This is a genomic window from Pseudorhodoplanes sp., from assembly GCA_032027085.1.
In the GTDB taxonomy this organism is placed as follows: Bacteria; Pseudomonadota; Alphaproteobacteria; order Rhizobiales; family Xanthobacteraceae; genus Pseudorhodoplanes.
Window position 1 is genome coordinate 753,458 of record JAVSMS010000001.1, and the last position, 12,473, is coordinate 765,930.

Consider the following 12,473-nt stretch of genomic DNA (forward strand, 5'->3'; position numbering starts at 1 on the left):
GAACGTAACCATGGCACTCAAGATTGGCATCGACGTCGGCGGCACCTTCACCGACTTCATCGTCGCCGGACACGGCGCCGAACCGCTCATTCACAAAATCTTGTCCTCGCCGAACGACCCGTCAATCGCGGTGATTGCTGGCTTACGCGAACTCGCCGAAAGGCTGGCGCCGGGCGAGACTTTCGAACGCTTCGTCGGCTCGATCGGCACAATCGTTCACGGCACGACGGTGACGACCAATGCAACGCTTACGCACACCGGCGCGCGTTCTGCCCTTCTCACGACGAGCGGCGTCCGCGACGCGCTGGAAATGCGTCGCGGCATTCGCGAATGCCAATACGACAACCGCTACACCAACGTGCTGCCGCTGGTCCCGCGCTATCTGCGGATTGGCGTTGGCGGGCGGCTGGACCGCAACGGCCGCGAGATAGAGCCGCTCTCGCTCGCCGACATCCGTCAAGCCATCGCGCTGTTCAAGGCGGAGAAGGTTGAGGCGATCTCCATTTGCTTCATGAATGCCTTCGCATCCCCACAACACGAGCGTGCCGCAGCAGACCTTGTGCGCCGGGAGCTTCCGGATGCCTATCTGACGGTATCGACGGCGCTGCTGCCAACCATCCGCTTCTACGAACGGGTAAGCACGACTGCGCTCAATTCCTATGTCGGACCGAAACTGAATCGCTATCTCGACCGGTTGGTCATCAGCCTGAAGGAGGTCGGCTTCGGCGGCATCCTGCTGATCATGCAATCAAACGGCGGTGTGATGTCACCGCAAATTGCCCGAGAAAAAGCTGCGCTCACGCTGCTGTCGGGACCGGCCGGTGGACCGGCGGCCGGGCTGTTCTACGCGGGGGCGCATGGCATCGACAAATGCATCACGACCGACATGGGCGGCACTAGCTTTGAGGCGTCGGTGTCGTTTGGCACTCCCGCGTTGGTCAACGATGGCGAGATCGCCCGCCACAAGATCGCGCTGCCGATGCTCGACATCCACACCATCGGCGCGGGCGGCGGCTCGATCGGCTGGCTCGACGAGGGCGGCCTGCTGCGCATGGGTCCACAGAGCGCAGGCGCGGCGCCAGGTCCGGCCTGCTACGGCCAGGGCGGCACCGTGCCGACGGTGACCGATGCCAATCTGGTCCTCGGCTACCTCGACGCAGGTTATTTTGCGGGCGGCAAGATCAGGCTCGATCCGGAAGCCGCGCGCCGCGCCATCCGCGAGCACATCGCCGAGCGCATGAAGCTGACCATCGAGCAGGCCGCCGCCGGCATGTATCGCGTCGCCTGCAACAACATGGCGCAGGGCGTGCGGGAAGTGACGATCAAGCGCGGCTATGACCCGCGCGAATTCCCGCTCATCGCCGCCGGTGGCGCCGGTCCAATTCACTCGTGCCTGATCTGCAACGAGTTGGAAATCCCACTCCAGATCGTGCCGCGCTCCTCATCGGTTCTGTGCGCGTTCGGTATGCTGCTGTCGGAACTCAAGCACGACTATGTCCGCACCTTCGTGTCGCGCCTCGACTCCCTCGACTGGCAGCGCCTTGAAGCGGTGTTGTCCGAGTTGCGGCGCGAGGGCGAAAGCGTGCTGGAAGAAGAGCGCATACCCCAGTCGCGACGACGGTTCGCCGTTCGATTCGATTGCCGCTATGCGAAGCAGTATCACGAGGTTTCCTTTGCGGTGACGCAGTCCGCGCTCGACCGCCGCGATACCAAGTCGATCGCACGCGATTTCCATGCCGAGCACAACAGGCTCTACGGCTATTCGCTGGAGTCGGAAGGCACACCGATCGAGCTCATCAACGTGCGGCTGCAAGCGATTGGAGCCGTCGAAGGCCGCGAGCATGCCGAGGAGCCTTATCATCGCGGAAGTGCCGGCCATGCCCTGAAGAGCCTCCGCTCCGTCTACGTGCCGGAAAAGGCCTCGTTCGATGACGTTGGCGTTTACGACGGCCACGCCCTGCGCCACGGCAACCGGATCACCGGCCCCGCCTTGATCGAAACGGTCACAACCACTGTACTTGTTTCGGCGAATTTTGACTGCGTGGTCGATGGCTACGGGTCGTTCGTTCTCTATCAAAAAGGCCGCGAGGACCTCGTCCGCCATTGCCTTCGGCGCGAGGAAGCGGAGGCTCTGGCATGAAGGTCGATCCGATCCTGCTGTCGGTCTATGCACGCACCTTCAGATCGATCACCGACGAGATGTCGATCTCGATGACGCGCACCACCCGATCGCCCATTCTGTGCGAGGCGAAGGATTTCGTTACCGGCCTTTATGATGCCGAGGGCCGGATGCTCGAGCAGACGGAAAATCTGCCGATCCTCGCCTTCTCGCTCGCACCGGTCTGCAAGCACATACGCTCGTATTTTGGCGATGATATCCATCCCGGCGACGTCATCTTTCATAATGACGTCTTCTCGCTCGGCAATCAGAACAACGACGTCGCGGTCTACAAACCGGTCTTCTTCGAGGATGAACTGGTCGCCTGGACCGCGGTCAAGGGTCATCAAGCCGACATCGGCGGCGCGGTTGCCGGCGGTTACAACCCCAACGCCGTCGAGGTGTGGCAGGAGGCGCTGCGCATCCCCCCAGTCAAGGTCTATGAGCGCGGCAAGCTGCGCAAGGACGTCTGGGACCTGATCTTCGCCAATATTCGCTTCGATATCGTGCAGCACGACATGAAGGCCGAGATCGGCGCCTGCCGCGTCGGCGAGCGGCGTGTCATCGAGCTCTTGAAGAAATACGGCCGCGAAAGCTTCGAACTTCACAAGCAGGCACTGTTCGAGGCGACGCGTAAGATGATGGAAGCGGAAATCGCGACCATCCCCAACGGTACCTACAAAGGCGAAGGCTCGGTCTACTACGACGGCCGCCATCCGGACTCACAGTTTAAGGTGAGGGTCAAGATCACGGTCGAGGACAAGCGCATCACGTTCGACTATTCGGAATCCGATCCGCAGACCAACGGCTTCGTCAACGGCACGTTCACCTCCAGCGCGTCGGCTACCATTCTGACGCTGCTGCAGATGGTCAATCCCGACATCCCGCACAATGAGGGAATGGTTGAGCCGATCGAGATCGTCATTCCGCAAGGCACCATCCTCAACGCCGCCTATCCCAAGGCCACAACCTTCGGCAACCATCTCTGTCCGCCCAACGCCGACGCCATCCAGCGCGCACTGGCGCCGGTCATGCCGGAGCGTGTCACCGCTGGCTGGAACAACCTCCTCTGCTCGCTCACCACCGGCATCGATCCCCAGAAGAATGAGAAATACGTCGACATCGGTTTCATGGGCCTCAAAGGAGGCTCGGGCGCCATGCGCGGCACCGACGGCTATGACCATATCGGCATGATCGACGCGTCCGGCGGCGTGCTCGATCAGGACTACGAGATGTTCGAGCAGCAGACGCCGCATCGGCTGATCAAGCACGAATATCTGTGCGACTCGGCCGGCCCCGGCCAGTGGCGCGGCGGCCTCGGCGTCGAGACGATCTTCGAGATCGGCTCCGATGACACCCAGTTGGTGACCTTCGGCGACGGCGATTTCGAGCCTGCCTTCGGCCTGTTCGGCGGCGGGCCCGGCACGCTCAATTTCATCCGCCTCACCTACCCGGACGGTACCGTGCGCACACCGCGCAACAAGGACCTGATCACCGGCGTGCCCGCCGGCACCCGCTATCACCAGCAGGCGGGCGGCGGCGGCGGCTACGGCGATCCGAAGCTGCGCGATCGTGTGAAGCTCGCCGAGGAGGTGCGCGACGGGGTCATTTCCGAGGATGCCGCGCGGAGGTTCTATGGACTTTGACCTCAGCCCCGAGCAGCGCGCGATCCGCGAAACCTTCGCCCGCTTCTGTGACGAACGCATCGCCCCGCAAGCGGCCGCGCTCGATGCCGCGCACGCGTTTCCACGCGCGCTGTTCGGCGAGCTTGCCGCCCTGGGGCTCTTCAGCATGCGCTATCCGGAGGAGGACGGCGGCTCCGGGCTCGCCCTCACCGAATTCTGCCTTGCGCTCGAAGAGATCGCGCGCGGCTCCATGTCGGTGGCCGGCTGCGTCGCCATGCAATCGCTGATGGCGACAAAATTTCTGCACATGCTCGGCAACGCCGACATTCGCGAGCGCCTGTTCAGACCGGCACTCAAGGGCGAAAAGATCGGCGCCATCTGCATGACCGAGCCGAATGCCGGCAGCGATCTCAACGGGATCGCGACCAGGGCATCCAGGGTCGATGGCGGCTACCTGCTCAACGGCCAGAAGACCTGGGTGACTTCGGCGCCGGTCGCCGACTTCTTCACGGTGTTCGCCAAGGCGGGGAACGAGAAGAAGCTGACGATCTTCCTCGTCGAGCGGAACTTCCGCGGACTCACGATCGGACGCAGCATCGAAAAGATGGGGGTCTGGGCTCTGCCGACCTCGGAAGTCGCATTCTCCGATTGCTTCGTGCCGGAAAGCCACCGCCTGTCGCAGGAAGAGGGCGACGGCGAGGTGCACCTGCGCAAGACACTGGCCGAAATCCGCATCATCACCGGCGCGATGTCGAACGGAATCGCGCGTGCAGCGCTCGACGCAGCGGTGCACTACGCGGCGGAGCGCAAGCAATTCGGCAAGCCGATCGACCGCTATCAGGCGACCCAGATGAAACTGGCCGAGATGGCGACCAATCTCAAAGCCGCGACCCATCTCGTTCACCATGCTGCTTGGCTGCGCGACAATGGCAGGCCGCACCACAAGGAAGCGGCCATGGCCAAGCTGTTTGCCAGCGAAGCGGCGGCGCGCATCTGCGACCGCGCGGCGCGCATTTTCGCCTCCTACGGCTACGCGATGGAATACCCGGCGCAGCGCTTCCTTCGCGACGTTCGCTTCACACTGATCGGTGGCGGAACCAGTGAAATCCTCCAGCTTGTTATCGCCAAGGAGGTCTGCGCATGACGCGCACGAGCCCAATCCGCATATTGCTCGCCAAGCCTGGCCTCGACGGACATGACCAGGGCGCCAAGGTCGTGGCGCGCGCGTTGATGGAGGCCGGATTCGAGGTCATCTACACCGGTCTTCGCCAAACTCCGGAGGCAGTGGTGCGCGCCGCCAAGGACAATGACGCGGATGTCATCGCGTTGTCCTCGATGGCGGGTTCGCACGTGCCGTTCTGCGAGAAGTTGACGCCGCTTCTGGAAAAAGCGGGGCTTGCCGACCGCCTTTGCATCATCGGCGGCAATTTGCCCAAGCGCGATCACGATCATCTGCGGCAGCTCGGTTTTCGCGGCATCTTTCCGTCGAGCTCGCGACTCGACGACATCGTCAACTACGTCCGGGCGAACGTGCCATGAGTAACGTGCCATGAGTGACGAGCGTCGTTCAAACACTCGCCGGGTGGTCAATGAATCCGGCATCGAGATCAAGCCGGTCTATACGCCGGCCGACGTGGAGCAGAGCGGCGGCTTCTCATTCATCGGCGAGCCCGGCGCCTACCCCTTCGTGCGCGGCATCCATCCGCTGATGTACCGCCACCGGCCCTATACCATGCGGCAATATACCGGCTTCGGGAATGCCGCCGATACCAATGCCCGCTTCAAATACCTGATTGCCAACGGCCAGACCGGGCTCAATGTCGCCTTCGATCTGCCGACCCAATGCGGGCTCGACTCCGACGACCCGCTTGCGCATGGAGAGATCGGCCGCGTCGGCATGGCGGTCGATACCTTGCGCGATTTCGAAATCGCCTTCGATGGCATCGACCTCGACAAGATCACGGTCTCGCTCACCATCAACGGCGCGGCGCCCCAGCTCATCGCCATGTATCTCGCAATGGCGCAAAAGCGCGGCTACGACGTGCGCAAGCTGCGCGGCACAGCGCAGAACGACATCCTCAAGGAATTCATTGGACGCGGCACCTGGATCTACCCGGTCGAACCGTCGGTCAGGCTCGTCGGTGATACGATTGAGTACTGCGCGCAGCACGCTCCGAAATACAGCCCGGTTTCGGTCTGCGGCTATCACATCCGCGAATCCGGCGCGAACCCGATCCAGGAAATGGCCTACGGCTTTTGCATCGCCAAGGCCTATGCCGACGAGGTGGTCGCGCGCGGTCTCGACATTGACGAATTCGCCGGTCGCCTGTCGTTCAACTTCAACGTCTTCGGCAACATCTTCGAGCAGGTGGCGAAGTTTCGCGCCGGCCGCGGCCTGTGGGCGAAGATCATCAAGGAGCAATATGGCGCGCAAAAGCCGGAATCGCTGTGGCTGCGGATGCTGGCCGGCGGCGGCGGCGGCGGACTGACCTTCGAGCAGCCGGAAATCAATATCGTTCGTGGCGCCTACTACGGGCTGATCGCCGCACTTTCCGGCGCGCAGACCACGGCTTTGTGCTGCTTCGACGAGGCCTACACGATTCCGAGCGAATATGCCCAGCGCATATCGCTCCGCACCTTGCAATTGCTCATCACGGAGATGGGACTGGCCGACACCGTCGATCCGCTGGGCGGCTCCTGGTACGTCGAGACGCTGACCAACCAGATGCGTCAGCGCATGGAAGAGGTGATGGCGGAGTTAGATGCGGAGGGCGGCATCAAGGCGCTCATCGCCGATGGTACTATCCAGGCCAGGGTCTCCGCGCAGGCCTATAGCACCCAGCGCGCGATTGAATCCGGCGAGTTTCCCAAGGTTGGCGTCAATTGCTACCGCAACGAAACCGCCGAGGATATCGACGTGGAGATGCATCCTTACGACGAGGAGGACGGCGCACGGCAGATTGCCGATCTGAACGCGACGCGGCGCAGCCGCGACGCAACGTGCGTCCGCGACACACTCGCGCGCCTGCGCAGCGATGCGCAGGCTGGCCGCAATGTGATGCCCGCCATCGTCGAAGCGGTGAATGCCTACGCGTCAGTCGGAGAGATCACCACGGAGCTTGCGGCAGTGTACGGGCGTTACCGCGAGCCGGTGAAGTTCTAGGGGTTCATGCATGTCGGATATCAACAATTACGTCGCCCCACGCTCGCTTGATGAAGCCGCAGAAGCGCTGCGCGCGGGCAATGTCACACTTCTTGCCGGCGGAACCGACCTGATGCCGCAGAGCCGCAGCGGCCGTACACCATTGCGGCCGACGCTGGTGAACATCCGGCGCATTCCGGAATTGCGTGGCCTCTCGGAATCCGGCGGCACGATCCGGATCGGACCGCTTGCCACCATCACCGAGCTGCGCGACTCAGCTCTCGTGCGCGAACGCCTGCAGGCGCTGTGGCAGGCATGCGACAGCTTCGCCAGCGACCAGGTCCGCAACGCCGCGACCATTGGAGGCAACATCTGCAATGCCTCGCCGGCCGGCGACACGCTCGTGCCTCTCCTTGTTCTCGATGCGCAAGTAGAACTCGCGAGCAAGCCGAACGGCGCGCTTGCGAAGCGTGCCCTGCCCCTTGCGGATTTCGTGCTCGGGCCCGGCCAGACCGCCCGTGCCTCAACCGAGCTCCTCTCCGGCATCGTCGTTGCGTCGTCGCCTGAGGATTTCATCAGCTCATTCTTCAAGTTCGGAACGCGGCCGGCGCTCGATATTTCGATGATCTCAATTGGGTTTGCGGCACGGCGCGCCGGAAAGACGCTGCGTGATGTTCGCGTTGCCTTCGGCGCCGTGGCGCCGCGGCCGATCCGGGCACCGGCGACCGAGGCTGCGCTCGAGGGCAAGGCGCTCGACGACAATGTCATCGGCGCTGCGGCAAAGGCGGCCGACGCGGAAATTCATCCGATCAGCGATGTGCGCGCTTCCGACTGGTACCGACGCGAGATGGTGAGAAACATGTTCACGAGGATGCTGACCCATGTCCGCGACCATTGATATCCGATTCCGGCTCAACGGCGTCGACACCGAGGTGTCGGTGCCGGCGACCATGAGCGCGCTGGAAATGCTGCGTGATCGTCTTGACCTGACCGGCACCAAGTACGCCTGCGGCGAGGGCGAGTGCGGCGCCTGCACCATCAGTGTGGATGGCGTCACGGTCAATTCGTGCCTGATGTTTGCAGCCGACTGCGACGGGCGCGAGCTGATGACCATCGAGGGACTTGCAGCGAGCTCAGTCGGCGAGGCGCTCAGGGCGAGCTTCACCAGGAACGGGGCCGTGCAGTGTGGATTCTGCACGCCTGGCATCATGATGCAGGCGCACAGCGTATTGCAAAAGCACGGGAGCTGCGAGCCCGCCGATCTGAAGCGCACGATCGAAGGCAACCTGTGCCGGTGCACCGGCTACGTAAAGATCATCGATTCGATGGCCGAGGCGTGCGTGGCCGCGGATGAAGGAGCCTGACATGGGTGTGGCGTTGGACATCACTCGAGGTGAAACGCTGATCGGCAAGCGCGTCCCCAAGATGGACGCGCCGGAGAAGGCGAGCGGCAAGACCCGCTACATCCACGACATCAACCTGCCGGGTCAGCTTCATGCCAAGATCCTGCACGCCGGCGTCGTTCACGCCCGGATTGTTTCGATCGACACCAGCGCCGCCAGGGCGCTGCCGGGCGTGCACGCGGTGATCACCGCAGCCGACGTGCCCTGGCAACGGCCGATCGGCGTCGCCAAGGATCATCTGCCGCTTAAGACAGACCGCGTGCGTAGCCCGCGCGACGAGATCGCCGCGGTTGCGGCCGACAGCGCGGAAATTGCCGAAGCCGCGCTCAACCTGATCAAGGTTGTATATGACCCCCTCCCCATCGTGAGCAGTGCCGAGGACGCCCTGCAACCAGGCGCGCCGCTCCTGCACGGCGAGGAGCTGGCATGGACGTCACCTGACGGGCGCCGCGAAGTGCTGCACGCGCCCTCGCTTGACAACGTCGCCATGACATTCAACTACGCACAGGGCGATGTGACGTACGGCGAAGCGGAGTCCGACGCGGTCGTCGAGGACGTCTTCTGGCTGCATTACGTCACGCATTGCTGCATGGGTGTCTCCGGCGTCATCGCCGAGTTCGAAGCCAATGAAAACCTGCGGCTCTACTCGAACACGCAAGTACCGTTCCTGCACAAGCGCGAATTTGCCGAACTTCTCGGTATTGATCCGGGCCGGGTCCGTATCATCCAGCCGCCCATCGGCGGCGGTTTCGGTTCTAAACTCGATATCTATCCGTTTGAACCGATTGCGATCTTCCTGGCGAAGATCACGCGGCGACCGATCAAGCTTGTCTTTACGCGCGAAGAGGAATTCATGGCCTCTCCGACGCGCCAGCCTGTCTTGCTCAGGCTCCGTTCCGGCTGCAAGCGCGACGGCACCTTGACCTTCCGCACCATTGATACGCTGCATGATAACGGCGCGTATACGTCCTGGGGGGCGACGACGCCCTTCGTGATGATGCAGACGTTTTCATCGCTGTACCGCGTGCCGCATTGCCAATATCGCACACGTGCAGTGTACACCAACAATCCTTACGCCGGCTCCTTCCGCGGCTACGGCAACCTGCAGGCGACGTTCGCGGTCGAAGCGCATATGGACAAGCTTGCCGATGCGATCGGCATGGACCCCCTCGCCTTCCGCTTCAAGAACGCGCAGGAACCGGGCGAGGTCACGCCGCAAGGCATGTTGTTCAAATCCTGCGGCTTCAAGGACTGTCTGGAGACGGCGGCCTTGCGCAGCGATTACAGCCGCAAGCACGCCGAATACCGGGCGAAATGGCACGACGGGAATCCAGTCAAGCGCGGCGTCGGCATGGCCTCGATGCTGCATGTCGCCGGGGGCGCAAAAATCTATCCGTCCGATGGCTGCGGCACGATCCTCAAGATCGATGACTTCGCGCATGTGACCCTGATCACCGGGGCCTCGGAGATCGGTCAGGGCTCCGAAACGGTGCTGGCGCAACTCGTTTGCGAGGAGTTGGCCCTGCCTCTGTCAGCCGTGACGGTGGTCAACAACGACACCGATATCACACCCTGGGACGTGGGCGTGCACGCATCGCGCACCACCTTCATCGCCGGCAATTCGGCGATCGGCGCAGCGCGCAAGGCGAAGGCAAAGATTCTCGCTGCGGCTTCGGCAAAGTTCGAGCTGCCGGTCGATCGCCTCGAACTGCGCGCCGGCCACATCGTGGAGAAGGACAGCGGCAACAGATTCATCGAGATCGGCAAGCTGATCCGCTCGCTCCACTTCTCCGACAAGGCTGAGCTGGTCATGACGACGCATTATTACGAGCCGCCGAGCCAGCATCAGGATCGTGAATTCAAGGGCGACGTATCCGCGGCTTATGCCTGGGCCACGCAGGTCGTCGAGGTCGAGGTCGACACGATGACCGGCATCGTGCGGCTGCTCCGCGTCACCGGCGCGCATGACGTCGGGCGCGTGCTTAACCGCCTCGGCATCGAGGGCCAGATCGAGGGCGGCATCGTCATGGGACAGGGCTATGCCACGACCGAAGACCTGATCGTTGAGAATGGCGTCGTGCGCAACCCCAGCTTCCGCGACTACAAGCTTGTCACCGCGCCCGAGATTCCTGAAATCGACATTTCGTTCATTGAGACGATGGACGGCGAGGGTCCGCAGGGCGCCAAGGGCGTCGGCGAAGCACCAGCCATCTGTGTTGCGGCGGCGGTCGCCAACGCGATCTACAACGCCACCGGCGTCAGGCTCTATGCCTTGCCGTTCACGCCGGAAAATGTCTATCGGGCGCTCAAGCAGCAGGCGCGGCCGCCGGTCTGGAGGGTCGCGCCGTGAAACGCTACACCGTGCTGAGCATGGAGCAGGCTCTGTCGCTGCCATCGGCGACACTGCGCTTTGCTCAGCTTGGATGGCGCGTGATCCGCATCGAAGCCACGCCTTCCGGCAACGGCCTGCCCGGTGATCCCAACCGCTATATCGGCAGCCGGATCGCCGACGACGACCGGCGCAGCTATTTCATTGCACCGAATGTCGGCAAGGAAGCGATCGCTCTCAACCTGAAGGATCAGACCGCGCAGGAGGTGTTGCGGCGGCTGATCACGGCGCTCGATGTCGATGTGTTCTGCTGCAACACCGTGCCGTCGCGCTACCAGTCGCTCGGCATCGACTATGCGACCTTGTCGGCGGCGAAGCCGGACCTGATCTGGGCGGGTATTTCGGCCATGGGGCCGGCTTATCCCAATGCACCGGGCTATGACCCGGTGATCCAGGCGATGTGCGGTTACATGGAAGTGACGGGTCATCCGGAGGGCACGCCGACAGTGATGGGATTGCCGGTGATCGACCTGAAAGCCGGCGACGAGGTCTATTCCAACATCCTGCTCGCCTTGCTCGAACGCAGCGCGACGGGGCGTGGCAAAGAGATCAATATCTCCATGCTGCAAGCGGCCGCGTCCTGGCTGATCACCGTGCTGCCCCTCATCGATTTCGGGTGTCAGCCGAACGAGATCACGCGCGCCGGCAACGAGCATCGCAAATTCATTCCGACCAACGTCTATCCGGCCAAGGACGGCTTCATCTATCTGGCGATCGGCAGCGATGTTCAGTGGCGACGGCTTACCGGATCGGAGAAATTCAAGAGTCTCGCCAACGACGTGCGCGCGACCAACGAGGGACGCCATATCGAGCGCAACTCGATTCACCGCGACATGGCGGCGGTGACGATCAACTACATGGCCGACGAGCTCCTGTCGGACTTGCGTGCTGCCACAATTCCGGCGACGAAAATCTTCGATATCCGGCAGGTCCGCGAATTGCCGCAGCTTGCCGACAAGCTGACGCGCACCGCCCTGCCGGATGGCCGTGTTGTGCACATGCAGCCGATGGCGGTCGACATCCCGAACGCCTCTCTCGATCTGCCCTTCCCGCCGAAATACGGAGACGATACCCGCAAGGTTCTGGCTGAAGCGGGATACACCACAGGCGAGATCGACGCGCTCGCCGCATCGGGTGCTGTTGCATGAGCGCATCGGCTTCATTCAGGGAGCGGTTGACATTCGACGAACACCGCGGCGAATGGCGCGACGGCGATGCGCGCTATTTGATGATCCGTCACGATTCGCTGACGGGCATGTTTGGCCTGTTGCCCGCGGCAACGCGGCAAGCCGCGCTTGATGCATTTGCCGAATCGGTGGCGAGCCACGGTCGTCGCTCGGTTGAAAACTATTGCCAAACAGCTCCGGCGACCGAGTCACTCATGGACGTGATTGCGGAAACCGCAGCACAGCTCGGCTGGGGGCGCTGGCGCTTCGAGCGCGCCGCCGAAGATGAGATCCGTCTTGTCGTGACGAACAGCCCGTTCGCTGCCGGCGCGGGAGAAGCGCAAGAACCGGTCTGCGCTGCGGTTATCGGCATGCTGCGTGCAGTTGGCGGAACGATCTTCGGAATGCCGGCGGTTGCGGAGGAGATTTCGTGCGCCGCAGCCGGCCGCAGCGACACCTGCCGGTTTGTCGTGCGTCCGCACACGTCCAGGCCCGAGCGTCTGCCGATTTCTGGTCATGATCCGCCATGGCCGACGTGATCGCGTCTCTGATCGCATCTGCGAACGGACACGATACCTGCTTCGCGCATC

10 protein-coding genes are annotated in these 12,473 nt (G+C 62.9%); all 10 read left to right on the forward strand.

Going from position 1 to position 12,473, the window contains the following annotated elements; translation table 11 throughout:
• The first annotated feature begins 10 nt into the window (after positions 1–10).
• The 10 genes from RO009_03640 to RO009_03685 are packed head-to-tail and all read left to right on the forward strand — an operon-like array spanning position 11 to position 12,422.
• Positions 11–2,140, forward strand: a complete 2,130-nt coding sequence (locus RO009_03640; protein MDT3684119.1) for a hydantoinase/oxoprolinase family protein — start codon at positions 11–13, stop codon at positions 2,138–2,140.
• The gene (locus RO009_03645) at positions 2,137–3,804 is read left to right on the forward strand and encodes a hydantoinase B/oxoprolinase family protein (GenBank protein MDT3684120.1); all 1,668 of its coding nucleotides are present in this window, start codon (positions 2,137–2,139) and stop codon (positions 3,802–3,804) included. The genes RO009_03640 and RO009_03645 overlap by 4 nt, the downstream gene beginning before the upstream one ends.
• Positions 3,794–4,927, forward strand: coding sequence for an acyl-CoA dehydrogenase family protein (locus RO009_03650; protein ID MDT3684121.1), 1,134 nt, complete (start codon positions 3,794–3,796; stop codon positions 4,925–4,927). Before RO009_03645 ends, RO009_03650 begins: the two co-directional genes overlap by 11 nt.
• On the forward strand, positions 4,924–5,322 hold the full coding sequence (locus RO009_03655) for a cobalamin B12-binding domain-containing protein (protein ID MDT3684122.1): 399 nt from the start codon (positions 4,924–4,926) through the stop codon (positions 5,320–5,322). Before RO009_03650 ends, RO009_03655 begins: the two co-directional genes overlap by 4 nt.
• A 10-nt stretch (positions 5,323–5,332) precedes the next feature.
• Positions 5,333–6,946 carry a methylmalonyl-CoA mutase family protein gene (locus tag RO009_03660; GenBank protein ID MDT3684123.1) on the forward strand — a complete coding sequence of 538 codons (1,614 nt, stop codon included), beginning with the start codon at positions 5,333–5,335 and terminating at the stop codon, positions 6,944–6,946.
• A 10-nt stretch (positions 6,947–6,956) separates the two neighbouring features.
• Positions 6,957–7,823: a xanthine dehydrogenase family protein subunit M gene (locus RO009_03665; GenBank protein MDT3684124.1), complete on the forward strand. Its 867-nt coding sequence runs from the start codon at positions 6,957–6,959 to the stop codon at positions 7,821–7,823.
• Positions 7,807–8,289, forward strand: coding sequence for a (2Fe-2S)-binding protein (locus tag RO009_03670; GenBank protein MDT3684125.1), 483 nt, complete (start codon positions 7,807–7,809; stop codon positions 8,287–8,289). Before RO009_03665 ends, RO009_03670 begins: the two co-directional genes overlap by 17 nt.
• Before the next feature lies 1 nt (position 8,290).
• Positions 8,291–10,678 (forward strand): molybdopterin cofactor-binding domain-containing protein, encoded by a 2,388-nt coding sequence (locus RO009_03675; protein MDT3684126.1) that lies wholly within the window; start codon positions 8,291–8,293, stop codon positions 10,676–10,678.
• Positions 10,675–11,865: a CaiB/BaiF CoA-transferase family protein gene (locus RO009_03680; GenBank protein ID MDT3684127.1), complete on the forward strand. Its 1,191-nt coding sequence runs from the start codon at positions 10,675–10,677 to the stop codon at positions 11,863–11,865. The genes RO009_03675 and RO009_03680 overlap by 4 nt, the downstream gene beginning before the upstream one ends.
• On the forward strand, positions 11,862–12,422 hold the full coding sequence (locus tag RO009_03685; protein MDT3684128.1) for a V4R domain-containing protein: 561 nt from the start codon (positions 11,862–11,864) through the stop codon (positions 12,420–12,422). Before RO009_03680 ends, RO009_03685 begins: the two co-directional genes overlap by 4 nt.
• Positions 12,423–12,473 lie beyond the last annotated feature (51 nt).